Genomic DNA, 26,704 nt, shown 5'->3' with positions numbered 1-26,704 from the left:
CTATATGACCAAAATGTTCGCGGAGGTATTTCCGCCCCTTGACCTGGAGCAGGGACTTCTGGACCTGCTTGGCCAGGTGCGGGTGGAAAAGGTGACCTCAAACCGGGCGAAAAATTTCATACGGGTCTATCTTGTAAGTGGAAAGCTGATCCATAAGGAGCAGCTTTTTCATCTTGAGCGCGTTTTGAAAAAGCAGCTGTTTGGCAGAACAGAGGTAGAACTGAAAATTCTGGAGCGCTATGAGCTTTCGGGCCAGTATACGCCGGAAAAGCTTCTGGAGCTTTATAAGGACAGCATTCTTTATGAGCTGAAGCATTACAGCATTCTGGAGTATAATCTGTTCCGGGGAGCGAAGATTTCCTTTCCGGAGGAGCATGTCATGCGGATGGAGCTTCAGAAGACCACGCTGGGAGAGGATGCGGCTGATGAGCTGATCCGGGTGCTCTATAAGATCTTTACGGAGCGGTGCGGCATGGATCTGCGGATTCAGACAGAGTTCGTGGATCGTGAGGATGACGAGAAAAAGAAGAAAGGCCGGATTGACATCGACAGGCAGGCGGCAAGGCTGATCGAGACGATGATCCAGTTTCAGCAGACCGCGGGTCAGAATGGGGACGCAGCGGCAGAAGGGCAGCCGGAAGAGGCTTCTGTCCGGGCGCAGAAGAAGGCAGAAGGAGCAAAGCAGACAGGGGCTCAGAAAAAAGAGGCTCCGAAAAAATCCGGAGAAAAGAAGGGCTATGGAAGCTTTGGACAGAGCGAATACGCGTATGGAAAGCATTTAAAGAGCCCGAATGCCCGTTTCCGCAGCGGAAAAAGCAATAATCCGGACGTGTTGTTCGGCCGTGATTTTGACGATTCTGAGATACTAGATCTGGTGCAGCTGGTGGGTGAGATGGGCGAGGTCGTAATTCATGGACAGATCACAGGCTGGGACGAGCGGGAAATCCGGGGAGGAAGGACGATTGTCACGCTCACCGTGACGGATTACACGGATACCATCCGGGTGAAGCTTTTCGCAAGGGACGCGGAGGAGCTTGCAAATCTGCAGGAAAAAGTCAAAAAAGGAGCGTTTGTGCGCATTAAGGGACTGTCTGCCCAGGACCGGTTTGACAATGAGCTGACCATAGGCTCTGTCACAGGTATCAAGAAGTCCTCCGATTTCCGTACCCCCCGGATGGACAACAGCGAGATGAAAAGAGTGGAGCTTCACTGCCACACGAAAATGAGCGATATGGACGGCGTCTCCGACGTGAAGGACATTATCAAACGGGCAAAGTCCTGGGGACATAAGGCCATTGCCGTGACGGATCACGGCGTGGTGCAGGCGTATCCGGATGCCAGCCACAGTCTGGATAAGGGAGATTCGTTTAAGGTGATCTACGGCCTGGAGGGCTATCTGGTAGACGATATGAAGGATATCGTGGAGGACGCCAGAGGCCAGAGCCTGGATGACCCTTACGTGGTCTTTGATATCGAGACCACAGGCTTCAGCGCGGAGAATGACCGGATTATCGAGATCGGAGCCGTCCGTGTGGAAAAAGGCCAGATCACGGATAAATTCAGCGTTTTTGTGAATCCGCAGACGCCGATTCCTTTTGAGATCGAGAAGCTGACCGGCATCAATGACGAGATGGTCATGGGAGAGCCCACGATTGAGGAGATTCTGCCCCGGTTTCTGAAGTTCTGCGAGGGAGCCGTCATGGTGGCCCACAATGCCGGTTTTGATATGAGCTTTATCCGGAAGAACAGCGAGCGCCAGGGGCTTCCCTGCGCCTTTACGGTGGTGGATACGGTGGCCCTGGCCCGTGTGCTGCTGCCGCAGCTGAACCGCTATAAGCTGGATACGGTGGCGAAAGCCCTGAATGTTTCGCTGGAGAACCATCACCGGGCTGTGGACGATGCAGGCTGTACGGCAGAGATTTTCGTAAAGTTCGTGCAGATGCTGAAAGACAGGGATATCACGGATCTGGACGGCGTAAACCAGATGAGCACCCTGGATAAGGAGGCCATCAAGAAGCTGCCAAGCCACCATGTGATTATTCTGGCGAAAAACGAGATTGGACGGGTGAACCTTTACCGCATGGTTTCCTGGTCCCATCTGGATTATTTTGCGAGAGTGCCCAGAATCCCGAAAAGCGTTCTTCAGAAGCACCGGGAGGGACTGATCATCGGTTCCGCCTGCGAGGCCGGAGAGCTCTATCAGGCTCTGGTGCGTTCCGCGCCGGAGGAAGAGATTGCGAGACTGGTGAATTTCTATGATTATCTGGAGATTCAGCCTCTGGGAAACAATGAGTTCATGCTGCGGGGAGAGCGTCCCACTTTTGAATCCAAGGATGATCTGATCCGGCTGAATAAAAAGATAGTTTCTCTCGGCGAGCAGTTTAACAAGCCTGTGGTGGCCACCTGTGACGTGCATTTCCTGAATCCGGAGGACGAGGTGTACCGCCGGATCATCATGGCCGGGAAGGGCTTTAAGGATGCGGACGATCAGGCGCCCCTCTATCTTCGTACGACGGAGGAGATGCTGGCGGAATTTGAATACCTGGGAAGCGATAAGGCCTGGGAGGTCGTGGTCGGAAATACAAATAAGATCGCGGATATGATTGAGCGGATTTCTCCGGTTCGCCCGGATAAGTGTCCGCCTGTCATCGAAAATTCGGATCAGACCCTGCGTGATATCTGCTATGAAAAGGCCCATTCCATTTACGGAGAAGAGCTTCCTGAGGTGGTAACCACGCGTCTGGAGAAGGAGCTTCATTCCATTATCTCCAATGGATTCGCGGTCATGTATATCATTGCCCAGAAGCTGGTGTGGAAATCCAATGATGACGGTTATCTGGTGGGTTCCCGTGGTTCCGTAGGTTCCTCCTTTGTGGCGACCATGGCCGGAATCACAGAGGTCAATCCCCTGCCGCCCCATTATTACTGCCCTTCCTGCCATTACAGCGACTTTGAGTCGGAGGAAGTCCGGAAATATGCGGGAGCAGCCGGCTGTGACATGACGGACAAGGCCTGCCCGGTCTGCGGGACGCCGCTGAAAAAGGAAGGCTTTGATATTCCGTTTGAGACCTTCCTGGGATTCAAGGGAGACAAGGAGCCGGATATCGACCTGAACTTTTCCGGCGATTATCAGTCCAAGGCCCACAAATACACCGAGGTGATTTTTGGAAAGGGACAGACCTTCCGGGCCGGAACCATCGGCACGCTGGCGGACAAGACGGCCTTCGGCTATGTGAAGAATTATTACGAGGAAAGAGGCCAGCACAAACGGAACTGTGAGATCGACCGGATCGTGCAGGGCTGTGTAGGTGTGCGCCGTTCCACAGGCCAGCATCCGGGCGGTATCGTGGTGCTGCCCCACGGCGAGGAAATCCATTCCTTTACGCCGATTCAGCATCCGGCCAACGATATGACCACGGACATTATCACGACGCATTTTGACTATCACTCCATCGATCACAACCTCCTGAAGCTCGATATCCTCGGGCACGATGATCCGACCATGATTCGTATGCTGGAGGATTTGACCGGGATTGACGCAAAGACGATTCCGCTGGATGATCCGGGCGTCATGTCCCTGTTTAAGAGCACAGAGGCGCTGGGAATCACGCCGGAGGATATCGACGGCTGCCCCCTGGGCTGCCTTGGAATTCCGGAGTTCGGTACGGATTTTGTAATTCAGATGGTGGTGGACGCAAAGCCCCAGTCCTTCTCGGACCTGATCCGAATTTCCGGTCTGTCCCATGGTACGGACGTGTGGCTGAATAATGCCCAGCGCTTCATTAAAGAGGGCAAGGCGACAATTTCCACTGCCATCTGTACCCGTGACGATATCATGCTCTACCTGATTCAGATGGGCGTGGAGCCGAGTCTTTCCTTTACCATCATGGAGAGCGTGCGAAAGGGCAAGGGCCTGAAGCCGGAGTGGATCGAGGCCATGAAGGCGGCAGGAGTGGAGGACTGGTATATCGAGTCCTGTACCCTGATTAAGTACATGTTCCCGAAGGCCCACGCAGCGGCCTACGTAATGATGGCCTGGCGAATTGCCTACTGTAAGATCAACTATCCGCTGGCTTACTATGCGGCTTATTTCAGTATCCGCGCGTCTGCGTTCAGCTACGAGCTGATGTGCCAGGGAAAGGAGCGCCTGGCTTACTATATGGCGGATTATAAACGGCGCAGCGATTCCCTGTCCAAGAAGGAGCAGGACACGATGAAGGATATGCATATCGTACAGGAAATGTATGCCCGCGGCTTTGAGTTCTGGCCCATCGATATTTACCGGGCGAAGGCCCATCATTTCCAGATTATAGACGGAAAGCTGATGCCGGCCTTAAGTACCATCGAAGGCCTGGGAGACAAGGCGGCAGACCAGCTCTACGAGGCGGCGGGGGACGGCCCCTTCCTCTCAAAAGATGATCTGAGGACCCGAAGCAAGCTGTCCAAAACCGTGGTGGATCTGATGGGCGATCTGGGACTTCTGGGCGATATGCCGGAGTCCAACCAGCTTTCGCTGTTTGATTTTGTATAAAGGCAGCGGCGGCGCAAATTCGGCCATTTTGACCGTATTGTCCCTTGGTACACAGACGCTGGCCTGCACAGAAGGAGAAAGAGCGCGTATGCAGTCAAAGAAGAATATTTTTTTAATTGGATTTATGGGTGCGGGGAAAAGCACCGTTGCCAGATACCTGCACAGGCAGCAGGGAATGAACTGGCTGGAGATGGATAAGGAGATCGAGCGGAAAGAAGGCATGCCGGTCTCTGAGATCTTCCGCCTGCGCGGGGAAGAATATTTCCGGGAGCGGGAGACGGAGCTTCTGCTTTCCCTTGCGGATAAGGAAAATACCGTTGTCTCCTGCGGAGGGGGTGTCCCCCTTCGTGCCTGCAATGTGGAGGCAATGAAAAAAAGCGGCATCGTTGTGTTTTTGACTGCCCGGCCTGAGACGATTCTGGATCGGGTAAAGGACAGCCATGAACGCCCCCTTCTGGAAGGACACAAGGATGTGGAATATATTTCGGAGCTTCTTTCCAGGCGTATGGAGAAATACGAAGCGGCGGCAGATGTCCTGGCGGCCACGGACGGACGGACTCCGGAAGAAATCGGAAAAGAGATTTTAAAATATCTGTAAGTGAAAGAAACGTAAAGTTTCAGAGGACAGCCATGCGGAGAACTTATGTAAATCGCCTGCATGGCTGTTTTTTTGTGTGTTTTTATGAAAATAGGCGAAAAAACAGGTGAAAATTTCTAAATGATTGGCGAAGTTAGTTGTGGACAACTGAGGCATTTTTAGAGTATGATAAGAAAGGTGGCAAGAAGAAGGGTTTTATGTATATGGGCCGGAACATCCGGACATATAGAGGAGGATTAAGGTATTGAGAAAGAAATCGCACATCTCACTTGCGAAATATATTGTGAAGGATATGGAGGTTCCGGTCATGACCGATCACCGGAAGGCGTTTTATCTGGGAAGCATTCTTCCGGACTGCAAGCCGTCTTTCCTGACTCAGCGTCATGAGTTTGAGGGGACCTTTGAGATGGTGAAGGAGCGCATCTGTGACTTGTCGCTGGATGCAGAGCTTATCCTGCGCAACGCGCGGGCCTTCATGAGAAGACTGGGCGAGATCATTCATTATATTGCAGACTACTTTACATTCCCGCATAATATGATTTATGAGGGTGGTTTCAAAGAACACTGCGTGTACGAGAAGGAGCTGAAGCTTCGTCTGGTAGAGTACGTGAGAAGCGGGGAGGCCTTCCGGACAAGGATTGATGTGAGAAAGTTCGAGACGCCGGAAGCGGTATGCTCATTCATCCGCAGCGCCCATGCAGAGTACCTGAAAATAGAGCACGGCGTGAAGGAGGACTGTGAGTTCATTGTCCGCGTCTGCCATCAGGTGGTACAGGCGATTCTAAACCTGGTGAACCGCGCTATGGGTATTGAGATGACGAAGCGTCTGTGCCTGGCGTAGGCAGGGGCTGTCAGTTGAAAAGGAAAAGAAAGTTTCGTGTTTTTCGAGATAGGAAAATACAGAACCGGTAAAACCGGACGGGACTGCTGCACATTTTGTGCGGCAGTTTTTGCTTTCAGGGAATGGCGGATTATTTTTACGAATTAACAGGTAGTTAAAATGATGAATAAATTTATGCAATATGATGGAGCAGGAATATAAAGATGTAAATTTCATGTGTAAAGTCTGGTATTTTCATAAATACTGTGATATTCTGTAAATGCAGTTCTGCTGATTCAGGATGGAGAATCTCTCTCCGCAGATTCCAGAAAAAGAAACAAAAACTATTTTATACCAATGATAACTTCCGAAGCAAGAATGGTTGCGGCATTTTTTAATTCCATGTACAATGAAGGAGGATATCAAATGGGAAGAAAAGAAGAACCGCTGGTGGAGTATTATAATAATCCCGTGCGCTTTGCGGAGCTGGTAAACGGATGGATTTTCGATGGGAAAAATTATCTGAACCCGGAGAACATTTCTGATGCGGACCGGAGAACCTCGCAAAAGAGCGGGCGCGGCGCAGGGAAAAAGGAATATCGTCAGCGGTATCGTGACATTTTCAAGCAGGCAGGAGAATGGAACGTCCGGCTGTTTATAGGCACAGAACTTCAGGAGGAAGTAGATTATACAATGCCTCTGCGGGTAATGGATATGGACGTACTGTCATATCTTCATCAGAAGAAGCGGGTGGCTGCCGTGCATCGGGAAAACAGGGATTTGAAAGGGATTACGTCCGGGGAATTTCTTACAGGAATCACAAAAGAAGACAGGTTTGCGCCTGTGATTACACTGATTTTGTATTTGAATGAACGTCCCTGGGATGGGCCCGTAGATCTGCACGGACTTCTGAGGATGGAGTACCTGCCTGAAGAAGCAAAAAAGTATGTGGAGAATTACAGAATACACATTCTGGATGTCTGTCATACGCCGGACGAGGAACTTCGCAGATTCCCACCGGATATCTGTTTTATGCTGATGTTCATTAAATATACAAAAGATAAAAAAGTTCTGGCTGATATCAGAAGCCTGTGCGGGCAGGAAACGATAGCAGAGGATACATTTGACGCGCTTGCGGATTATGTCAATGAGCCGGAACTCTGGAAGATGAAACAGGAAGTGGGAAGCGGGAAAGGACGGATTAATATGTGTGAAGGATTGCGGGAACTGATGGCGGACAGTAAAGCAGAGGGAGTGGCTGAGGGAATGGCGGAAGCCGTTTTAAGCCTGCTGGATGAGAAGGGAACCGTGCCGGAGGATGTAAGGACAGCCCTGTTAGAGGAAACGGATCTGGAAAAGCTGAAAGAATTCAATAGGCTGGCAGCCCGCAGCGGCTCGGTGGAAGAATTTGTGCGGAAATGGAAGAAATAAAGCAATGCCAAAGATTTATTATGTAGAGGATGACGCGGCGATCGCGCGGTTTGTAAAAGAATATCTGGAACAGAAAGGCTGTCAGGTGGAGATTTTTTCCCTGCTGGAGACGGCCAGAGCGGCGCTGCGGCAGGAAAGGCCGGATCTGGTTCTCGTGGACTGGAACATGCCGGACGGCCAGGGGGACGGGCTGTGCCGCTGGATTCGGGAACAGTGGCCGGCCCTTCCGCTCATTTTCCTGACAGTGCGGGGGGAATCCAGGGATATTGTCTGTGGTTTTGAAAATGGGGCGGACGACTATGTGGTTAAGCCCTTTGAACTGGAGGTTCTGTATTCCAGAATCCAGGCCCTGCTTCGGCGGGCGGGACAGACGGCGTCGGGTACGGGAGAAAGGGGAAAACTGTGCTGCGGCGGTCTGACGCTTGATGCGGAGCGCATGCGGGTCTTCAGCGGCGGAAAAGAGGTTGCCTTAAGCCAGCCGGAATATCAGCTCCTTCAGATTTTGATGGAAAACAAAGGAAGAACCGTGACCCGCGCCCGGCTTCTGGAGCAGATCTGGGACAGCGGCGGAAATTTTGTGAATGACAACACGCTGACGGTTACTATGAAGCGTCTGCGGGAGAAGCTTGGGAATCCGGCCTGCATCCGGACAATCCGCAGCTTCGGTTACCGGATGGAGGAGACCTTATGACAGAGAGAAAAAGACAGAGGATACTGTTTTGGCTGCCGGCGGCTGTATTTCTGGCGGGTCTGGCGCTTTTGGCTGTCTTGTGGAAAGGGCTGTATCAGAGAGCTGCCTATGATCAGATTTCTGCATTCTGCGGTATCGTGCTGGATAAGCACCCTGATCTGGAGGACGAGCTCTTAAGTTCCGTAAAAGAATTCCAGGCGAGCGCGGATTTCCGTCTGTCTGGATGGAATCCTGCGGAGCCGTCTTTCTCTTCCGGCCCTTCTTTCGGTCCGGGTCTGTCCGGAGAGAATTTCCTGGCCCGCTATGGCTATGAAAGCAGAGCCTTCGGGAGCGGAACCGCTGAGGGCATGTCTCTGCTGACCGCGGCTGTTGGAGTCCTGGCACTGGCTGTATCTGTCCTGTGCGGCAGAATTTCTGCCGGGCGGAAGCACGGAAGGATTGCGGAACTGACCCGGTACTTGGAGCAGGTAAATACAGGAGCACCGGGAGTTCTGGTGCAGGAGAGGGAGGATGAATACTCGGCTCTGCAGGATGAGATTTACAAGACGGTCACCAATCTTTATGTGACAAGAGAGGAGGCAGTGGGGGCGCGGAAAAGCTTTGCGGATAATCTGGCCAATATTGCTCATCAGCTCAAGACGCCCCTTACAGCGGCAGATCTGTCTTTGCAGCTTATGGAGAAAAATGTGCCGGATTCCTGCAGCATTTATACCGGGTCGGTCAGAAGACAGATAGAACGGCTTGGCCGGCTGGAAGAGGCCCTGCTTACTCTGTCAAAGATTGACGCGGGTACGCTGGAACTGAGGAAAGATGCTGTGGACGTGTATACGGTTCTGAGTTTGGCAGCGGAGAATCTTCAGGAGATTTCAAACCGTGCGGGGGTTCAGATAGAGATACCGGACCGGGGCTGCGCGGAATTCCAGGGAGATATGGAGTGGACGATGGAAGCATTGATGAATCTCCTGAAAAACTGTGTGGAGCATGCCCCGGAAGGCGGCAGGGTCTTCTGCGATTATTCTGAAAATCCTCTTTATGCGCAGATTCTGATCTGGGATCAGGGGGCTGGTTTTGCGCCGGAGGAACTTCCGCATCTTTTTGAGCGGTTCTACCGGGGGAAGAACGCAGTCCCGGGAAGCGCCGGAATAGGTCTTGCCCTCGCCCGCTCAATCTTTGAGATGCAGAATGGCAGCCTTACAGCCCGGAATCGACTGGAAGGCGGAGCCTGTTTTGAAATCCGCATCTACAGTCACTGACCTGTCACTTTATTCTGTTATTCTGATTTTGAAAACAGGAACGGGCTTCAGAGAAAGCACCGCGGGCGGGAACAAGATTCTCCGCTGTCAGATACTGAACCGGCATTTACCGCCGCTTTTGAGATGTGGGAAGAGAAGGAGGAAAACAGGTGGAGATTTTAAGGTGTGAAGGGGTAAGAAAGATATATGGTTCCGGCGCGGGCCAGGTGGCGGCGTTGGACGGAATTGATCTGTCTGTGGAGAAGGGGGAGTTTACAGCTGTGATGGGGGCTTCCGGCTCCGGAAAATCCACACTGCTTCATATTCTGGGAAGTGTAGACAGACCCACGGAAGGAAGGGTATTTGTGGAGGGAACAGATATCACATTGATGAAACCCGCGAAAGCGGCGCTGTTCCGCCGCAGAAAGGTGGGAATTGTCTATCAGTTCTACAATCTGGTTCCTACTCTTACAGTGCGGAAAAATATTCTGCTGCCTCTGGCGCTGGACAGACGAAAGCCAAACCAGGAGTTCTTTGACGAGATTGTGAAGATGCTGGGAATTGCGGACAGGCTGGACGCACTGCCCGGCCAGCTTTCCGGAGGACAGCAGCAGAGGACGGCGATTGCCAGAGCTCTTATCTACCGTCCCGCTATCGTACTGGCGGATGAACCCACAGGAAATCTGGATCGGAAAAACTCAGAGGAAATCGTGGAACTGCTCAAGCTGTCCAATAAAAATCTGAATCAGACAATTCTGCTGATCACTCATGATGAGAAAGTGGCGCTGGAAACAGAACGTGTCGTTACTCTGGAAGATGGACGCATAATAAGCGACCGGAAACGGGGGTGAAAGGCATGTGGAAGGGATTCATCAGAAACCATATCAGAGAAAACAGAGGGTCCAGTCTTTCTGTGAGAATCGCGGCTTTTGTGGCGGCTTTTTTTCTGGTTCTTCTCTGCTGCACGCTTTATAATGTCTGGCATTATGATGTGGTGCGCTGTCAGACGGAAAATGGAAATTACCATGCCCGCCTGACAGGAGCGCTGGACGAGGAGGCGCTGGAGAGGATTCAAAACTATTCCAATGTGGAGAGCGTGGTGGTGGAAGACGCGGTGGTGGATAGTGAGGAGCCGGCAGAAGAGAAGACGGTTGATATTCTTTTGAAGGATGTATCTTCTGCATACGAAGATTTACCGCGTATCGCTTCCCTGGCGGGATTAAGGGAAGAGGATATCACCTACCATGAGGAACTGCTGAACCTGTATTTTGTAGTAAATCCGGATAATCCGGATTCCGCGGATGCTTATGCGGTTCTGGTGGTGTTCGCTGCCGCAGGAGTGCTTTCCTGCTTTTCTCTGATTACGATTATACGCCATGCCTATGCGGTCTATATGAATGACAAGATTCATGAGCTTGGCATTCTTGCCAGCGTGGGAGCCGCGCCGGGGCAGCTCCGCAAAGGACTTTTAAAAGAGGCGTTTGCTTTGAGTGCCCTGCCGGCTGTGTCAGGCATACTGCTCGGCATCCTGGGAAGCGCGGGACTGATCGCGTGGACGGATGCCTTTGCGGACGGTGTCATAGAAGGGCGTATGGAGGTTCCCTTTTCGCTCCATCCGGCGATTCTTGTCCTTGCGTTTGCAGGCACGTTTGTGACCGTGTTTCTCTCTGCCTGGATGCCGGCCAGAGCATTGAGCCGCCTGACACCTCTGGAGGCTGTGCGCGGCGCGGCGGAAAAGGGGCTGAAGAGGGGGAAAAACGCCCGGATTCTGAAACTTCTGTTCGGCGTGGAGGGAGAACTGGCAGGAAATGCCCTGAGAGCACAGAGAAAGGCTCTGCGCATGGCAACCCTTTCATTGACACTGTCATTTCTGGCCTTTGGGTTTGTGCAGTGCCTGTTTGCAGTTATGACGCTGAACACGGATCTGACGTATTTTGACGCTTTTCGAAATTCCTGGGATGTGATGGCTGTCGTAAAAAATACGGATATCGGAGAGCTGGAAAGTACAGAAGCCTTGCAGAGCCTGCCGGATGTACGGGATGTCATGGTGTATCAAAAGGCATCTGCAAAGCGGCGGGTGACGAAGGAAGAGCTGAGTCATGAATTCCTGGAAGCAGGAGGCTTTGAGGGGGCTTCGGAGCGGTATGTGATGGAGACGGAAGCAGGATGGCTGGTCAACGCGCCGGTTTATATTCTGGACGATGAAAGCTTTCTGGAATACTGTGGACACACAGGCATAGAACCGAGCCTCGATGGAGCCGTGATTTTGAATCAGGTCAGGGACGATACTGATCCGAATTTCCGGATACGGACCTTCTTCCCGTATCTTGAGGAAGGGCAGAAGACTACCGTCCTGCGCTGCTCTGGAAATGAGTCTGCGGCGGCGGAGATCCCGGTGCTGGGATACGCGGAAGAATTGCCGGTCATGCAGGAAGAATATCAGACGCTGGATTACTATGAAATGATACACGTTCTTCCGGCATCACTGTGGGCCGGGATAGAAGAACAGATCGGCGGAACGGAAGAGGACACCAGCATCCGTGTACTGGCAGGAGACAATGCCGGAAATGCCTATACAGTGATTCCGGAAGAGGAAGGACCTACACTGGAAAGACTGAATCGCCTGGAAGCGGAAGTGGTTCAGGCTGTGGGAGAGGGCTTTGAGATTGAGACGGAAAACAGAGTTGAGGATAAGAATGCCAGCGACGCGGCTAATGACGCGATCCGCGCCATTCTCGGAGGCTTCTGCATCCTGCTGGCGGTCATCGGCGTGGGAAATGTCTTTTCCAATACGCTGAGTTTTACCTGGCAGCGCAGGCGGGAAGCGGCCCGTTATCTGTCCGTCGGCATGACGCCGGGACAGCTCTGGAAGATGTTCTGTGTGGAAGCCCTTGTGCTGGCAGGACGTCCGGTGCTGATCAGTATCCCGCTGCTTCTGGCATGTTCCATGCTGTTTATGAGAGCAGCTTATCTCGACCCGGCCCTTCTGCTGCCGCGGGCGCCGGTGCTTCCCATTTTGGCCTTTGCGCTGGCTATCTTCGGTTTTGTGGGACTGGCCTATTATCTGGGAGGCAGACGGCTTATGCGGATGAATCTGGCGGAAGCGCTGAGGGACGAGACCTTCTAGGTCAGAGGATGGGTTCTATCACAGCCCGGAAATACCGGTCAAGCTCCGGGGGAGTCTGCCTCATACGCCCCCGGACCCACCAGAGCACCATTTCCACAAAGCTTCCGGAGACATGGTTGATGAGAAAATCCTGTGGAACAGAGGACTTCCTGCCCATCTCCGGCCGCATGAACTGCTTGCGGATCAATTCGTTCAGGCCGTCTTTAAAATAGCGCAGAAAGATCTCGCTGCTTTCGCCGGAGAGCAGACCGAGAATGTTATAATCGTTTTCCTGCAGGTGCTGCAGGAGATGACAGAATACAGATTCCGGTGCTGTCCCGTCCGAATAGAGGCCGTGGGTGTGGGAGCAGTCGGCTGCGCTGCCGAGAATATGCCCGAAGAGCTCTTCGCACAGCTCTTTCAGCAGATCATCCTTTGTCTCAAAGTGAGCGTAGAAGGTGGTGCGGCCTACGTCGGCCCTGTCAATGATCTCCTGGACGGTGATCCGGTTATAATTTTTTTCCGCAAGCAGAGTGCTGAACGCGGAAAATATAGCGTCTCTTGTCTTTTTCTGGCGTCTGTCCATATGCATTCCTTTCCCGGCGGCCCTTAGATTTTGGGCTGTCGTTTTTAGACTCTCTGTTTTGAGACTTCCCCTTTTCTGCCTTTCCCGTACAGATTCCCCCATCTGTTCTGTAAAGAACAGAGCGAAAAAAATATCCATTGCAGCCGGCAGATTTCAATTTTAAAATAAAAGTGAACAAAGTGTTTGCTAACAAATTTATTGTACGGTAAATTGGAGAAGGCGTCAAGACGCTGACCGGTACTGGAAGGGGGAGGTTTAATGTTAAAGAAAATCAACGATTTACTGGCCGGAGGGCCCATGACAGCAGTCAGCGGTGTGTGCCTGGCCTTGAGCCTCTGCGCGCTCTGGATGAACCTGGACCTGCCGGTTGATCCGGCCTGGGTGTCTGTGGTTATAAGCGGACTGCCGCTGCTGTATCTGGCTGTGTGGAGAATCATTTACAATCCGGGAATCCGTAAGATTTCCTCTGCGCTTCTGATTACAATTGCCATGTTCGCGGCTCTTGCCATCGGCGATCTGTTCGCGGCGGGAGAAGTAGCTTTTATTATGGCTGTAGGCGCGATTCTGGAGGATATGACCACAAAACGGGCCAGAAAAGGGCTGAGACAGCTCATCAGCCTGGCGCCGGTTCAGGGAAGAAGAATCCGGGACGGCAGGGAAGAGATGATACGGGCGGAGGAAATCCGTCCAGGCGATATTCTGCGGGTTCTTCCCGGAGAGACGATTCCGGCTGACGGAAGAGTCGCCAGCGGAGAGACCTCCGTGGATCAGTCTGTTATGACAGGGGAATCACTTCCTGTGGACAAAGGTGTGGGAGATGAGGTCTTCTGCGGCACGCTCAACTGTTTTGGCGCGATTGATCTGGAGGTTGTCAGGGAAGGGGAGGACAGCTCTCTCCGGCAGATGATCCGCCTGGTGCAGGAGGCGGAAAACAGACAGGCGCCTATGCAGCGGATTGCGGACCGATGCGCCAGCTGGCTGGTACCTGCAGCTCTCCTGATTGCCCTGGGAGCTTATATTGCAGCAGGAAATATAGTGACAGCGGTTACGGTTCTTGTGGTGTTCTGCCCCTGTGCCCTGGTACTTGCCACGCCTACCGCCATTATGGCAGCCATCGGCCAGGCGGCAAAACATGGTGTGATTATCAAATCAGGAGAAGCCCTGGAAAACATGGGGAAGGTGGATGTGATCGCTTTTGATAAGACCGGAACACTGACCTGCGGAAGGCTGGCGGTCAGCGATATTCTGCCCCTTGGCAGCTCCATCAGTGAGGAGAAGCTTCTTGAGCTGGCGGCTTCTGCCGAACTGAAGAGCGAGCATCCTCTGGCAAAGGCTATAATCTCCTTTGCGGAAGAGCGGGAGATGATTCTCACAGAGCCGGAGGTCTTCCGTATGATGGCGGGAAGAGGCGTCTATGCGGAGCTGTCCGGGAAAAAAGTGCTGTGCGGCAGTGAAAGGTTTCTGGAAGAACAGGGCGTGGCAGCAGACAGGGAAACCCGGAATTTCCTGGAGCGGCTGCGCGTCCAGGGAAAGGCGTCCCTGCTTGTGGCGGAAGAAGGAAGATGTATCGGAATCATAGCTTTGTGTGATGTGCTGCGTCCGGAAGCAGAAGAAATGATCCGGCAGCTGCATGACATGCGGGTCCGTACTGTACTGCTTACAGGGGATAACAGGAAGACAGCCGCTTATTTTGCGGAACAGGCTGGTATTACGGAGGCCCGTGCGGAGCTTCTGCCGGAAGAAAAGGTAAAAAGTATCAGGGAGCTTCAAAGGGAGCATCACGTCTGCATGATCGGAGACGGAGTCAATGACGCGCCTGCCCTGAAGACGGCAGATGTCAGCGCGGCAATGGGAAGCATGGGGAGCGATATCGCGGTGGACGCCGCGGATATTGCTCTGATGGGCGATGACCTTTCCCGAATCCCCTACCTGAAACGGCTGTCAGATGCCACGGTGAAGACAATCAAAGCCAGTATCGGCATGTCTATGACAATCAATTTTGCGGCGATCATCCTTTCGGTTCTGGGGATGCTGAATCCTACCACTGGAGCTCTGGTCCATAACGCAGGCTCCTGTTTTGCGGTACTCTTTGCGGCTCTTTTGTATGACAGAAAATTTTAGCGCCCATGCAGGGTAGAATTGCGCTGGACAGACATGCGCCGGACAGACATGCGCCGGACAGATAGGTGCCGGACAGGCAGGTACCGGATAGAGCCGCGCCAGACGGCTCTGCACCAGATACATCGGTGTTATATACATCTGTGCCGGTTCTGCTTAGGCCGGGAGCAGCAGGACGGGATCAGGAAAGAAAAAAGAGTATGAAAAATGGCGGCATAACAAAGCCGCCATTTTATTCCCATATGATGAGATACGACAGATGAACCGCCGCTCCCGGAACTTATTTCAGCAGAGAAGAAGGAACATAGCCTTCCAGCTGGCTGCCGTTCTGCGTGAAAGAAATCTTGGTCCATTCCTGGCCGTCTTCCCCGGTTACTTTTTTGATAATCGCTACCTTCGTGCCATTTTCCAATGTAGCGCGGATATCTGCGTAGGGAGAGGCGTAGGTGCGCACCTGGGCTACTGCGGAGGAACTGCCGCCGGAAGAACTTCCCGAAGAAGAGCTGCCGGAAGAAGTGTTCCCTGTGCTTCCGATGTTCAGCAGATCGCCGCGGATATAGCCGGTCATGGATACGCCGCCCGAATTGTAAGAAATCTTATACCATTTTCTTCCGTCATCGCTTCCTGTCTGCTCGCCGATGATGGTGACACCGGTTCCCTGGGAAAGCTTGGAGCGGATGTCGCCGTTCGTGGAAGCCCAGGTGCGGATATTAGCCACAGCAGGGCGGATGGAGGCTGGCGTATTGGAAGCCGTGCCGCCGGAGGAGCTTCCTGATGAACTGCCGGAGCTGCTCTCGGAGAGCAGATCGCCGCGGATGTAGCCGCTCAGCTGATAGCCTCCGTCAGAATAGGAAACCTTGTACCAAAGCTGGCCGTCATCGCCGGTCTTGGAAGAAATCAGAGTTACAGTAGTGCCTCGGGTCAGACGGGATCGGATATCTCCGTTGGTAGACGCCCAGGTTCTGACGCGGACCACATCGCCGTTTACGTATCTGGTTCCGGATACATCAGTAGTGCCGGAGGAGCTTCCCCCAGGATTGGTCTCTACCAGCAGATCGCCGCGGATATAGCCTTCCACTGTGTTTCCGTTCTGGGTAAAGGAAACCTTGTACCAGGTACGTCCGTCATCCGCTCCTGTCTTGGAGGACAGAATGTTTACAGTGCTCCCTCTGTTCAGCCGGGTGCGGATGTCAGCGTTGGTGGACGCGTAAGAACGAACAATTGCCACGCTTGGCTTTACATATCGGGTGCCGGAGGCAGAAGAAGAGCCTCCCGAGCTGCTTCCGGAAGAGCCTCCGGATACAGTGCCGGATACATTGAGCAGGTCAGCCCGGACGAAGCCTTCCCGGGCTTCGCCATTGTATGCGAAATATACATCATACCATTTCAGACCATCATCTCCGGTGGTATCACTGATGATAGTGACCTTGGTTCCCTGCGTCAGTTTGCAGACGATGGATGAATTGGTAGATGCGGAGGAGCGGACATTCAGAATCCGGTTTTTCACGGTTCCGGTGGGACGGGCCGCGCTGGAGCGCAGAGCAGGTCCCATCAGGATCAGGCAGAGTGAAAAGACTGCCAGAAGCAGGAGCAGAAGCCGTTCCTTTTTTCGGGTTTTCAGTATCGTCATTATAAGATTCCCCCTTGAAGCTTTTGTATATTCAGGCTGCGCTCTGTACAGCGCAGCACTGTGAGTTCTGTAACCAGTATAATCGCCGGGCATGGAAAAAGCAAGAAATCCGGCAGAGTATTAAGAAAATTATAAAAATTTCGATAAAAATCCGTTACAGGCGTACTATTCCACCTGGCGCAGAGCGGAGATGTCCGAATCGATAACCAGAGAATAATTAGTATAGTAGACCACAAAGCCAGGTTTGCCGCCGCCCGGTTTTTTGACATGCTTTTTCTCCACATAATCGATTTCCACTTTATCGCCGCCCCGGTTTTTGGAGTAATAGGCTGCCAGGCGGCCTGCCTCTTCGAAAGCCCTGTCAGGGAGCTCCCGGCCTTCGCTTTTTAAGATGACATGGGAACCGGGCACACCTTTGGCGTGGAACCACCAGTCGTTGCCGGAGGCGAACTGGAAGGTCAATTCATCGTTCTGAAAATTATTTTTTCCTACGTAAATATCAAAGCCGTCACTGGACAGATAATGGTAGGGACGGGAGGAGAGCTTTGGCTTTTTCCCGCTGTTCCGGCCGCTTTTCCGGCGGATATAGCCATATTCTACAAGCTCTTCCCGGACAGGCGCCAGGTCTTCCTCCGTCAGAGCCATATCGAGGGCGGTCTGGATGGATTCCAGATGTTCTATCTCGTTTCTGGTTTCCTCCAGAAGCTTTGTCACAGCCTCAAAGGTCCGTTTCAGCTTGCCGTATTTGTCAAAATACCGCTTGGCATTCTCCTGGGCAGTCAAGGTACTGTCGAGAGGAATGGTAATCTCTTCATTAGTATAATAATTGAGGGCCTGCATGGAGCGGGCACCCTCCGGCACTCCGTAGCCATAGGTGTGGATCAGTTCTCCCCAGACCTTGTATTTTTCCCGCTTTTCCGTGTCCTGAAGCTGCTTTAGCTGCAGATCGTATTTCTTTCTGGTGCGCTCCAGAGCAGTCTGTACGACGCGGCGCAGATCCGCTGACTTCTGATGAATCCGGGTCAGAGTATTTTTAACGGCGTAATAGGATTCCAGAAGCCCGGACATATCTTCAAAACTCTGAGCATCCAGATCCTCATACATGGTCAGAGGCACGGCGGAGAACTCGGCAGGTTCCTTCCCATTATAATAAATCTTGGGCGTAAAATCTTCTCCCTTTATGCTTTCCATAAGCCGCAGAAGCTGGTGCTGCAGCATATCCCGCTCCCTGTCTTCCAGAGCCGCCGCCGGACGGGCGGATTCCAGGAAGGAACGATGACAGAGTTCCTCGGCCATGGCAGGGGAAAAGCCGGTCAGGGAGGTGTAAATCGCTTTACCCAGCGGCGCGGGCTTCGCGCAGACCGCCTCGATCATTTCCGCCGGGGAGGCCGTGAGAGGATCGAGTTTATCCTGCGTATGGGGAATAAAATAAGTCCGTCCAGGGAGAACCTCCCGTACAGAGCTGACAGCCAGCGACACGTGCTTGATGCTGTCCAGAATGGTGCCGTCTTCCCGGCAGAAGATTAGATTGCTGTGCTTTCCCATGAGTTCCGCGATAAGATACTTGCGGCAGAGATCACCCATTTCATCCAGGTGCTCGATCTCAAAACGAAGAATACGTTCCAGAGAGGGCTGTGTGACTGCAGTGATGCGTCCTCCGCCCAGATGTTTGCGAAGCAGCATACAGAAACCCGGCGCCGTCATCGGCGCGTTCTTGTTCTTTTCCGTCAGATAGACAAGAGGCAGGCTGGCCGAGGCCGAGAGCAGCAGCCGGTACTGGGCTGCGTTGTTTTTTATGGTCAGCAGGAGCTCATCCGCTTCCGGCTGGACGATTTTGGTGATGCGTCCGCCCACAAGCCGGTCGGAAAGCTCCTTCCTCAGACATGCGATTGTGATCCCGTCAAATGCCATGATGATTCATTACTCCTTTATGTTGTATCAGATTTTACGCGGGCCTCAGGGCAAAGCTTTCCCGCTCAGACCGCTGTGCCGGTTTTTGCATAATGCAGAAACTCTTCTTCCGTTCCATGAAATACGTTCATATCAATAAAGCGTTCTTCTCCCTGATATCCGTCCAGACGTTCCCGGTTGGTGTACTGCCAGAAGGTCCATTCGCGCCCGTCAGACAAAGAGGGGTGAGTGACCACATCACGGATCCAGATATCATATTCTTTATAGTCTCCGGCAAGGTAAAGCTCATAGGAAGCTTTGGTGGCATAGAGGACAGGGCTGAGACCGTAATGGTCTTCCAGCCGTGCCAGCAGTATATCCAGCTGTCCACGCACTTCTTCCCGCCCGGGAGGATTTTCTGCTTTGTCACCATAGAATTCCAGATCAATGACCGGGGGAAGCATTCCTTCAAAAGCCTCCACATTCCGGATAAAATTTTCTGCCTGGGTATCCCCGCCGGAGTCAAAGCTGAAAAAATGGTAGGCGCCTACCCGCAGTCCGGTTTTCCGGGCTTCCTCATAATTGTAAGCAAAGCGGGCGTCCACATGGGAGCTGCCTTCCGTAGCCTTGATAAAGGCAAAAGAGATTTCCTGCTCCGCGAGAACCGGCCAGTCAATCTCGCCCTGATATTTTGAAACATCCACGCCCCGCACCGGATAGCGTTCCCGGGAAGGGTTGTTTAAAAGAAGATATCCGTTCCAGACAAGAAAGGCCAGGACGAAAGCGCTTAGGAGAACGGCTGCCAGAAGTGAATACAGAAGCCGCCGTTTCCTTCTGAAATATATATTTGCCATTTTTCTGGTTCCTTCCAGTTTATCTCTTACAGTATACTTGAGGCGTCCTGCAATTTCAACTGTAAATGCCATTGGAGCTTTCCTGACACGGAAGAAGGAGTAAAACGGAAAAAAATCTTCGGGTAAGGACGAAAACCTTGACACCTTTTCCAATTTCAACTACAATATAATCCAAATGATCTGTGCAGAGACTGATACAAAGCAGGTCTGTGTCATAAGAAAATGACGCCGGCCGGCTTTACTGCGACCTGATAACAGTACAGCACAAGTAAGATAGAAAAGAGAATACCACTATGGTGAAGAGCATGACAGGATTCGGCCGCTGCGAGATTTCCGAAGGCGACCGGAAGATGACGGTGGAGATGAAATCCGTCAATCACAGGTATCTGGATGTGGCGATCAAGATGCCGAAGAAGCTGAACTTTTTTGAATCAGCCATCCGCAGCCTTCTGAAGACGTATATACAGAGGGGCAAGGTGGACGTATTTATCACCTATGAGGATTTGTCCGAGGCGAACACGACTCTGCGGTATAATCAGGCGCTGGCAGCGGAGTATCTGAAATATCTGAATCAGATGGCGGAAGAGTTTCATCTGGAACAGGATGTGAAGGTAAGCGCGCTTTCCAGATATCCGGAAGTCCTTGTTATGGAAGAGGTCCAGGAGGACGAGGAAGAGCTCTGGAAGCTGCTGGAGAAGGCTGTGAAAGGAGCCTGTGAGCAGTTTGTGGAGACCCGTATCAGAGAGGGAGAGAATCTGAAGCGGGACCTGCTGATAAAGCTGGATGAACTGCTGGAGCATGTGGCTTATGTGGAGGAGCGTTCCCCGCAGATTGTGGCAGAGTACCGGGAAAAGCTTACAGAGAAAGTAAAAGAGCTTCTGGCGGACACGCAGATGGAAGAGAGCCGGATTGCCGCGGAGGTTACGATTTACGCTGATAAGATCTGCGTGGACGAAGAGATCGTGCGCCTGAAAAGCCATATCAAGCATACCAAGGAGACGCTGGAGAAAGAGGACAGCGTGGGCCGCAAGCTTGATTTTATTGCCCAGGAGATGAACCGGGAGGCAAATACGATCCTGTCAAAGGCAAATGATCTGGAAGTATCCAATCATGCCATTGAATTGAAGACCGGAATCGAAAAGGTCCGGGAGCAGATTCAGAATATTGAATAAGGGGAAGAAGATGGAGAAAAAAGGAATTCTGGTGGTGGTGTCCGGCTTTTCCGGTTCCGGAAAAGGGACGATCATGAAGGAGCTTCTCAGCCGGTATGATAATTATGCCCTTTCTGTTTCCGCGACCACACGGAATCCCAGAGAGGGAGAGCAGGACGGTCGGGAATATTTCTTCAAAACCCGGGAAGAATTTGAGGAAATGATAGCCTCTGACGCGCTGATTGAGTATGCCTGCTATGTGGAAAATTATTATGGAACCCCCCGGGCCTATGTGGAGGAGCAGCTGGCACTCGGCAAGGACGTAATTCTGGAAATCGAAATCCAGGGAGCCCTGCAGATAAGAAAGCGGTTTCCTGATACCCTGCTTCTGTTTATCTCTCCGCCGGATGCCCGGACACTGGAAAAGCGGCTTGTGGGACGGGGTACGGAGAGCATGGACGTGATTGAAAACCGGCTGTCCCGGGCTGTTGAAGAAGCAGAAGGAATTGAAAGCTACGATTATTTTATTATCAATGATGATTTGAATACCTGTGTGGAGCAGGTACACCGTCTCATTCAGGGAGAGCACAGCCGTGTGTCACGGAGTCTGGAACTCATCAATGAGATCAGAACAGAATTGAAAGAATTTCAGAAAGGATAAGGTGAGAATATGTTACATCCCTCATACACAGATTTGATGAAAGTGGTAAACAGCGAGGTTGAGGAGGGCGAAACTCCTGTCGTAAACAGCCGGTATTCCATCGTGCTGGCTACGGCAAAACGCGCCCGTCAGATCATTGCGGGAGAGACGCCTCTGGTAGAGGCCAATGGAAAGAAACCGCTGTCTATTGCCATTCAGGAACTGGAGAACGGAAAGATTAAGATCCTTTCCGAGGAAGAAGCTGCGGCCCAGGAAGCTCTGGAGGCAAAAGCGGCAGAAGAGGCGGCAGAGAGAGCGGAAGCGGCCAGGGCTGCGGAAGAAGAGAAGGCAGAAGAGGCTGCGGAGGAGGGAGCCGCTGCGGACGGCGAGGAGTAAAACTGCCGGGAAGAACGGGAAAATCTGGTTTGCATATCAGAAAGCGGGAGCTGTCGGAAGACAGCTCCTTTGGTATTTAGGAATTATTTTTCTTCAGGAGCTCCTTACCGGAAATGCCGGGCTCTGTCATATGTATCGGATCAAGTATTTCATCCAGCTCTTCAGTTGTCAGTATTTTTTCAGCAAGAATCAAAGAGCGGACGGGCGTACCGGTACGAAGGGATTTTTTGGCGATATCAGCGGCTTTCTGGTATCCCACGTGAGGACTGATAGCTGTGATAATGCCGATACTGTTTTCCACCATGGAGCGGCATCGATCTTCGTTGGCAGTGATACCTGTAATGCAGTTATCTATAAAGGTACGGACAGCATAGGTCAATGTGTCAATTGATTGGAAGATACAGTAGAAAATAATTGGCTCAAAAGCATTTAGCTCCAGTTGGCCGGCTTCGGCGGCCATAGTTATGGTCAGATCATTTCCGATCACATTGAAGGCTACCTGATTTACAACCTCGGGAATTACCGGATTGACCTTTCCGGGCATGATGGAAGAACCGTTTTGCTTGGCGGGAAGGTTGATTTCGAAAAAACCGGCTCTCGGACCGGAAGACATGAGCCGCAGGTCATTTGCAATCTTGGAAAGCGTGACAGCGCATGCCTTTACAGTACCGGATACAGCCACGAAGGGGTCCAGATTCTGGGTGGCATCAATAAGATCAAAGGCCTGGATAAATTCCATGCTGGACACCTCGGAAATATTGGGAACAATGCGGCTTAAATAAGCTTCATCCGCGTTGATGCCTGTTCCGATAGCTGTACCGCCCATATTCAGGGAGCGCATTTCATTCATGGCAGTATCCATGCGGTGTATATCCCGCATGATCGCTGCTGCATAGGCCCCGAATTCCTGTCCAAGGCGGATGGGAACGGCGTCCTGCATCTGCGTTCTGCCCATTTTGATAACATGATTAAATTCCTCAGCTTTGGAGGAAAGTGCGCTGTGTAGTCTTAAAAGTTCTGATTTCAGCTTCAGCAAAAGCTTCAGTGAGGTCATTTTTCCGGCAGTGGGGATTACATCATTAGTGGACTGGCTGCAGTTTACATGATCATTGGGGTGAACGATGGAATAGTCTCCCTTTTTTCCGCCCAGAATCTCTATAGCTCGGTTGGCAATAACTTCGTTTGCATTCATATTCAGAGATGTTCCCGCACCGCCCTGAATCGGATCTACGATAAAATCTTCAAAATGTTTTCCTTCCAGAATTTCATTGCAGGCTTTGACGATTGCGTCGGCTCGTTTTTTGTCAAGAAGATTGATTTCGCAGTTGGTAATTGCAGCAGCTTTTTTAATGCAGGCAAGGCTGCTGATAATTTCGGGATGCATATTTAATCCTGTAATGTGGAAGTTTTCTGCGGCGCGTAAAGACTGGACACCGTAGTACACATTTTTAGGGATATGTTTTTCCCCGATGGAATCCGTTTCTGTTCTGTAGTCTGTCAAAGTATTCATTTTGACTGCCTCCCGTTGTTTTTTGATGGATTTATTATAGCGTTGTCTTATGATATAATCAAATATATATATTTTTATATTTTTTATAACTTAAAAATTATATTATTGCGATGCGCAAAGGGGGATTGCGTCTATTCCCTGACGCATCGGTGCTGCAGGGAGGAGATAAAAAATGATGGAAATGTTTCAGGGAATGGGATATGTATACGCAGTTTATCAGGAAGGGAGTGTTTCAAAGGCAGCGAAACAGCTTTGTATTTCCCAGCCTTCCCTGAGTGCAAATATAAAGCGGATAGAAGACAGGATAGGATATCCTCTGTTTGACAGAAGCACGAAGCCGTTGACTCTGACAGAATGTGGAGAAACATATATTCATGCGGTAGAACAGATGATGGAAACGGAAAGAGAGTTTGTAAATTATGTGAATGACTGGGGAATTTTAAAGACAGGAAGTCTTATTTTAGGAGGAAGCAGCCTGTTTGCATCCTGGGTATTGCCTGGGCTGATTGGTAAATTTTCTGGACAGTATCCCGGAATCAGAGTGGAACTGGTAGAAGAGAGTACCCTGACGTTACTGGATTTACTGCAAAAAGGACGGATTGATATTGTGATGGATAATTGTCAGCCAGTCCCTTCAGTGCTTGAAAGACAGATCTACAGAGAGGAGACGCTTTTTCTTGCAGCACCGAAAAAGATGTGTTCTCCAGAGCTCATAGCCCGATATGCGGTTTCCAGGGAAACAGTGATACAGGGGACAGCTGAAAGGAATGAGATTCTTCCGGTGCCGCTGCAGTATTTTAAAAACAAGCCGTTTATTATGCTGAAACTGGAAAATGACACGCGAAAGCGTTCCATGGAGATTCTTCAGGAAAATCAGATAGAACCTCAAATAGTGCTGGAACTGGATCAGCAGTTAACCTCATATCATGTAGCATGTTCCGGACTTGGTGCAGCTTTCATCAGTGATACGTTGATCTGTGCAGTATCCGAACAGCCGGATGTGGTATACTTCAGGCTGCCCGGAAAGAAAAGCAGCAGGAAAATTAGTTTTTACTGGAAAGCGGGGCGCTATAAAACACGCGCCATGGAAGAATTCCTGAAAACAGTTGGTAAAGAAAAATAGAATTACAAAAAAGACAGATGTTCAGTAGTTATAATCGTATACTGAGTGTCTGTCTTTTAGTTTGCTTTTTTGATTGTGGGTTATTTAAAATATGTATAGGCTCCTTATGCCATACTGACATAGGATGTTTATGAAATAATTTCGGTGAGCTCATCTATGAATTCTGCCGCAATCTGTGAGAGCCCTGTCCGCTGTTTCAGCCAGCCAATTTCAAACATTGCGTGCTTTCCAGCTAATGGCAGCAGCTTAATATCTTTATAAAAAGGAGTTCTGTGATAGAAATCAGGAGTAGAGGTTTCATAAGTAATCATGGAAGATTCCGCGATCAGACGATACATTAATTCAACACTGTTGATCCGGATGATATTGGAAGCGGATGTATCCAATCCTAATGCTTCTGCACAGCTCTGATAATAGCTTTTGTGAGGTCCGCCATAGATTCCCAATGGGAAATCTGCAAGACGTTCAGGTGTCACGTTTTTGGCTTCGCTATAGTATAAGGGATTTTTAGGGCCTACTGCAATATGGGTTTGCCCCGTGATAAGCGTGTTATATTCGAGGCCATAGGTTTTAACTCGTTGTAACAGTTTTTTCTTGCTGTTCTGCAATATTACAGTAATGCAGAGATCGGCCTGGTTTGTCTGCAACAGCTCGAGCTGAGTGGAAAGATCTTCCAGACTGTATAAAGAAAAATGGATAGGAGCCTTTTCGTATTTTAAAGTATATTGTAAAAAGGCTTCTTCGATCCATTTGAGTCTGGGTGCGACAAGAAAAAAAGACAGCCGTTTCTGTAATCTACAGGAATCGCAATATTTATCAAGAGCATCAAGCTCGCACTGCACGGAACGGGTATATTCCCAAAATTCTCTGCCATAGGAGGTGAGCTGGACTCCGGAAACTGTCCGAATAAATAATTTGACACCTATTTCCTCTTCCAGATGTTTGATAGAGCGGCTTAGATTTGGCTGTGACATGTACAGATTTTTGGCCGCACGATTAATATTTCCCGTTTTAGCCAGCTCATTAAATTGTTCGATTTGCTCTAATTTCATATAGTGTCTCCCCAAAATATTATATAAAAACAATAAAAAATCTAATGCTAATTATATATTTTTGATTATTTTTGTCAAGGTTTATAATACGCTCAAAGATCCAAGCAAAACGTGCACGGTTGTTTGATTTTCTTTTTTGTCTTTGATAATTACAACAGGCATACGATTTTGATAACCCAGAGGCAACAAAGGAGGGAAGAACTTATGAACCAATTGACAATTTGTATGATTATTTTTGTGTTAATCATTATCGGCTATATGGCTGGAAAGTTTACCATGGCTACTACAGCATTGCTCGGCATGCTGCTGATGATGGTAACGGGCTGTTTATCTGGAGAAACGGCATTGTCCGGATTTGCAAATTCCAGCACGATTATTATGGCATGTATGTTTATTGTAGGTGCAGGATTGACCCGGACTCAGGCAGTACATAAACTTTCCAATTTGGTTTACAAAATTTCAGGCGGTTCTTTTACCAAAGGGCTTGCAGGTTATGTTCTTGTTACTTTTGCAATTGCACAGCTGTTAGGAAGCTCAGTTCTGGTCTTCAGCATTTGTTATCCGTTGGTGCTGGACTACTGCAGAAAAATGGAAGTCAATTCATCCAAAGCAATGATGTCTGTAGGTCTCGTGGCAATTGGAAGTGTAGGAACCCTTCCCATAGGGTTTGAGGCGTCTCAGTATCTTGCTAACAATACGTTATTGCAGACATATGGAGATACAGAGCATACATTTGGAATGTTCAGTTATGCGTTAGGTCGTATACCGATTACAATTGCCGTTATTTTATGTGCGATTTTTATTATACCAAAACGTGTGCCGGACGTAGCCTTTTCGAAGGATTCCGAGTTTCAGGAAAATAAACGGAAAGAAAAAACTCCTTTGGATCCAGTTCGAGAAGCATTGGGATATCTTATTTTTATAGGAACGGTTATAGGATTACTGGTACAGCCTTATATTCCGGGGTTGGAGAGTTGGGTAGTCTGTATGGCGGGCGCACTTCTGGTTGTAATGACAGGGGTACTTGGAGCAAGGGAAGCAGTATCTTCTGTGAATTGGGGTGTCGTATTTTTGTATGTAGGTTCGTTGGGAATCGGAAATGCACTGGCAGAAACCGGTGCAGGCGAAATGATTGGAAACACAATCTCTTCCATGCTGGGCGGACAGCCAAACGGTTATCTGGTTGGACTGGTATTCTTTGCAATACCGTAGCGTCGGTGTACAAGGGGCAATACGCCTCAGCCCTGTAAATTCGCCTGTTTTCTGCGTTATCCTCAGTTAGCGTACGTTCAGTACGCCGCCATCGTCTGCCTTGAAAACAGGCGAATTTCCGAGGGCTGAGGTC

General features: G+C 50.6%; 20 protein-coding genes and 1 pseudogene. 14 read left to right on the top strand and 7 right to left on the bottom strand.

Annotated elements, in window-relative coordinates; translation table 11 throughout:
- Positions 1-4: 4 nt before the first annotated feature.
- From B5E82_RS01460 to B5E82_RS01425, 8 genes are all read left to right on the top strand, one after another.
- Positions 5-4,531, top strand: coding sequence for a PolC-type DNA polymerase III (locus B5E82_RS01460; RefSeq protein ID WP_087305565.1), 4,527 nt, complete (start codon positions 5-7; stop codon positions 4,529-4,531).
- 88 nt (positions 4,532-4,619) lie between these two features.
- Entirely contained in the window at positions 4,620-5,129 is a 510-nt protein-coding gene (locus B5E82_RS01455; protein ID WP_087305693.1) for a shikimate kinase, read from the top strand.
- 244 nt (positions 5,130-5,373) lie between these two features.
- Complete coding sequence (locus tag B5E82_RS01450; RefSeq protein WP_087305564.1) at positions 5,374-5,970, top strand: zinc dependent phospholipase C family protein; 597 nt, start codon at positions 5,374-5,376, stop codon at positions 5,968-5,970.
- Between the two features lie 405 nt (positions 5,971-6,375).
- Entirely contained in the window at positions 6,376-7,380 is a 1,005-nt protein-coding gene (locus B5E82_RS01445) for an Rpn family recombination-promoting nuclease/putative transposase (protein ID WP_087305562.1), read from the top strand.
- A gap of 4 nt (positions 7,381-7,384) precedes the next feature.
- Positions 7,385-8,071: a response regulator transcription factor gene (locus B5E82_RS01440; protein ID WP_087305560.1), complete on the top strand. Its 687-nt coding sequence runs from the start codon at positions 7,385-7,387 to the stop codon at positions 8,069-8,071.
- Positions 8,068-9,324, top strand: coding sequence for a sensor histidine kinase (locus B5E82_RS01435; protein WP_087305558.1), 1,257 nt, complete (start codon positions 8,068-8,070; stop codon positions 9,322-9,324). Before B5E82_RS01440 ends, B5E82_RS01435 begins: the two co-directional genes overlap by 4 nt.
- 149 nt (positions 9,325-9,473) lie before the next feature.
- Positions 9,474-10,154 carry an ABC transporter ATP-binding protein gene (locus B5E82_RS01430; RefSeq protein WP_087305556.1) on the top strand — a complete coding sequence of 227 codons (681 nt, stop codon included), beginning with the start codon at positions 9,474-9,476 and terminating at the stop codon, positions 10,152-10,154.
- A 5-nt stretch (positions 10,155-10,159) separates the two neighbouring features.
- Positions 10,160-12,430, top strand: a complete 2,271-nt coding sequence (locus B5E82_RS01425) for an ABC transporter permease (protein ID WP_087305554.1) — start codon at positions 10,160-10,162, stop codon at positions 12,428-12,430.
- A gap of 1 nt (position 12,431) precedes the next feature.
- On the opposite strand, the gene B5E82_RS01420 is transcribed toward B5E82_RS01425, so the two are convergent.
- Positions 12,432-12,995, bottom strand: a complete 564-nt coding sequence (locus B5E82_RS01420) for a TetR/AcrR family transcriptional regulator (protein ID WP_087305692.1) — start codon at positions 12,993-12,995, stop codon at positions 12,432-12,434.
- A 258-nt stretch (positions 12,996-13,253) separates the two neighbouring features.
- Between B5E82_RS01420 and B5E82_RS01415 the strand changes: the two genes are divergently transcribed.
- Positions 13,254-15,116, top strand: coding sequence for a heavy metal translocating P-type ATPase (locus tag B5E82_RS01415; RefSeq protein WP_087305552.1), 1,863 nt, complete (start codon positions 13,254-13,256; stop codon positions 15,114-15,116).
- On the opposite strand, the pseudogene B5E82_RS18935 reads toward B5E82_RS01415, so the two are convergent.
- The 4 genes and pseudogenes from B5E82_RS18935 to B5E82_RS01395 form a co-directional block, all read right to left on the bottom strand.
- Positions 15,034-15,249 (bottom strand): annotated as a pseudogene (locus B5E82_RS18935) (pentapeptide repeat-containing protein); the annotation flags it as partial. The gene B5E82_RS01415 and the pseudogene B5E82_RS18935 overlap by 83 nt on opposite strands.
- A 144-nt stretch (positions 15,250-15,393) precedes the next feature.
- Positions 15,394-16,743: an SH3 domain-containing protein gene (locus B5E82_RS01405; protein ID WP_162610672.1), complete on the bottom strand. Its 1,350-nt coding sequence runs from the start codon at positions 16,741-16,743 to the stop codon at positions 15,394-15,396.
- A gap of 165 nt (positions 16,744-16,908) precedes the next feature.
- Entirely contained in the window at positions 16,909-18,654 is a 1,746-nt protein-coding gene (locus B5E82_RS01400; RefSeq protein ID WP_087305549.1) for an Rqc2 family fibronectin-binding protein, read from the bottom strand.
- 65 nt (positions 18,655-18,719) lie between these two features.
- Positions 18,720-19,487: a glycoside hydrolase family 25 protein gene (locus B5E82_RS01395; protein WP_087305691.1), complete on the bottom strand. Its 768-nt coding sequence runs from the start codon at positions 19,485-19,487 to the stop codon at positions 18,720-18,722.
- 293 nt (positions 19,488-19,780) lie between these two features.
- Between B5E82_RS01395 and B5E82_RS01390 the strand changes: the two genes are divergently transcribed.
- The 3 genes from B5E82_RS01390 to rpoZ are packed head-to-tail and all read left to right on the top strand — an operon-like array spanning position 19,781 to position 21,674.
- Positions 19,781-20,659 carry a YicC/YloC family endoribonuclease gene (locus B5E82_RS01390; RefSeq protein ID WP_087305546.1) on the top strand — a complete coding sequence of 293 codons (879 nt, stop codon included), beginning with the start codon at positions 19,781-19,783 and terminating at the stop codon, positions 20,657-20,659.
- A gap of 10 nt (positions 20,660-20,669) precedes the next feature.
- On the top strand, positions 20,670-21,299 hold the full coding sequence (gene gmk / locus B5E82_RS01385) for a guanylate kinase (protein WP_087305690.1): 630 nt from the start codon (positions 20,670-20,672) through the stop codon (positions 21,297-21,299).
- Between the two features lie 9 nt (positions 21,300-21,308).
- A complete protein-coding gene (gene rpoZ, locus B5E82_RS01380) occupies positions 21,309-21,674 on the top strand; it encodes a DNA-directed RNA polymerase subunit omega (protein ID WP_087305544.1) in 366 nt (121 codons plus the stop codon).
- Between the two features lie 76 nt (positions 21,675-21,750).
- Here the strand turns inward: rpoZ and B5E82_RS01375 are convergent, their stop codons facing one another.
- Positions 21,751-23,184, bottom strand: coding sequence for an aspartate ammonia-lyase (locus B5E82_RS01375; protein ID WP_087305542.1), 1,434 nt, complete (start codon positions 23,182-23,184; stop codon positions 21,751-21,753).
- A 172-nt stretch (positions 23,185-23,356) separates the two neighbouring features.
- Between B5E82_RS01375 and B5E82_RS01370 the strand changes: the two genes are divergently transcribed.
- On the top strand, positions 23,357-24,307 hold the full coding sequence (locus B5E82_RS01370; protein WP_242966216.1) for a LysR family transcriptional regulator: 951 nt from the start codon (positions 23,357-23,359) through the stop codon (positions 24,305-24,307).
- Positions 24,308-24,435: 128 nt separating this feature from the next.
- Here B5E82_RS01370 and B5E82_RS01365 read toward each other — a convergent pair whose 3' ends face one another.
- On the bottom strand, positions 24,436-25,359 hold the full coding sequence (locus tag B5E82_RS01365; protein ID WP_087305540.1) for a LysR family transcriptional regulator: 924 nt from the start codon (positions 25,357-25,359) through the stop codon (positions 24,436-24,438).
- A 204-nt stretch (positions 25,360-25,563) separates the two neighbouring features.
- On the opposite strand from B5E82_RS01365, the gene B5E82_RS01360 reads away from it, so the two are divergent.
- A complete protein-coding gene (locus B5E82_RS01360; RefSeq protein WP_087305538.1) occupies positions 25,564-26,571 on the top strand; it encodes an SLC13 family permease in 1,008 nt (335 codons plus the stop codon).
- The last annotated feature ends 133 nt before the right edge of the window (positions 26,572-26,704 follow it).

This window comes from Lachnoclostridium sp. An138 (genome assembly GCF_002160765.1).
GTDB classification, from domain to species: Bacteria; Bacillota; Clostridia; order Lachnospirales; family Lachnospiraceae; genus Laedolimicola; species Laedolimicola faecalis.
This window is presented reverse-complemented; position numbering and strand designations above follow the sequence as displayed.

What these genes read in the sequence shown, in the direction of transcription:
- B5E82_RS01420 (WP_087305692.1), bottom strand. Translation starts at nt 12,995, where the DNA reads ATGGACAGACGCCAGAAAAAGACAAGAGACGCTATATTTTCCGCGTTC.
- B5E82_RS01440 (WP_087305560.1), top strand. Translation starts at nt 7,385, where the DNA reads ATGCCAAAGATTTATTATGTAGAGGATGACGCGGCGATCGCGCGGTTT.
- B5E82_RS01415 (WP_087305552.1), top strand. Translation starts at nt 13,254, where the DNA reads ATGTTAAAGAAAATCAACGATTTACTGGCCGGAGGGCCCATGACAGCA.
- B5E82_RS01400 (WP_087305549.1), bottom strand. Translation starts at nt 18,654, where the DNA reads ATGGCATTTGACGGGATCACAATCGCATGTCTGAGGAAGGAGCTTTCC.
- B5E82_RS01460 (WP_087305565.1), top strand. Translation starts at nt 5, where the DNA reads ATGACCAAAATGTTCGCGGAGGTATTTCCGCCCCTTGACCTGGAGCAG.
- B5E82_RS01365 (WP_087305540.1), bottom strand. Translation starts at nt 25,359, where the DNA reads ATGAAATTAGAGCAAATCGAACAATTTAATGAGCTGGCTAAAACGGGA.
- B5E82_RS01455 (WP_087305693.1), top strand. Translation starts at nt 4,620, where the DNA reads ATGCAGTCAAAGAAGAATATTTTTTTAATTGGATTTATGGGTGCGGGG.
- B5E82_RS01425 (WP_087305554.1), top strand. Translation starts at nt 10,160, where the DNA reads ATGTGGAAGGGATTCATCAGAAACCATATCAGAGAAAACAGAGGGTCC.
- rpoZ (WP_087305544.1), top strand. Translation starts at nt 21,309, where the DNA reads ATGTTACATCCCTCATACACAGATTTGATGAAAGTGGTAAACAGCGAG.
- B5E82_RS01375 (WP_087305542.1), bottom strand. Translation starts at nt 23,184, where the DNA reads ATGAATACTTTGACAGACTACAGAACAGAAACGGATTCCATCGGGGAA.
- B5E82_RS01395 (WP_087305691.1), bottom strand. Translation starts at nt 19,487, where the DNA reads ATGGCAAATATATATTTCAGAAGGAAACGGCGGCTTCTGTATTCACTT.
- B5E82_RS01445 (WP_087305562.1), top strand. Translation starts at nt 6,376, where the DNA reads ATGGGAAGAAAAGAAGAACCGCTGGTGGAGTATTATAATAATCCCGTG.
- gmk (WP_087305690.1), top strand. Translation starts at nt 20,670, where the DNA reads ATGGAGAAAAAAGGAATTCTGGTGGTGGTGTCCGGCTTTTCCGGTTCC.
- B5E82_RS01435 (WP_087305558.1), top strand. Translation starts at nt 8,068, where the DNA reads ATGACAGAGAGAAAAAGACAGAGGATACTGTTTTGGCTGCCGGCGGCT.
- B5E82_RS01405 (WP_162610672.1), bottom strand. Translation starts at nt 16,743, where the DNA reads ATGACGATACTGAAAACCCGAAAAAAGGAACGGCTTCTGCTCCTGCTT.
- B5E82_RS01390 (WP_087305546.1), top strand. Translation starts at nt 19,781, where the DNA reads ATGGTGAAGAGCATGACAGGATTCGGCCGCTGCGAGATTTCCGAAGGC.
- B5E82_RS01360 (WP_087305538.1), top strand. Translation starts at nt 25,564, where the DNA reads ATGAACCAATTGACAATTTGTATGATTATTTTTGTGTTAATCATTATC.
- B5E82_RS01370 (WP_242966216.1), top strand. Translation starts at nt 23,357, where the DNA reads ATGATGGAAATGTTTCAGGGAATGGGATATGTATACGCAGTTTATCAG.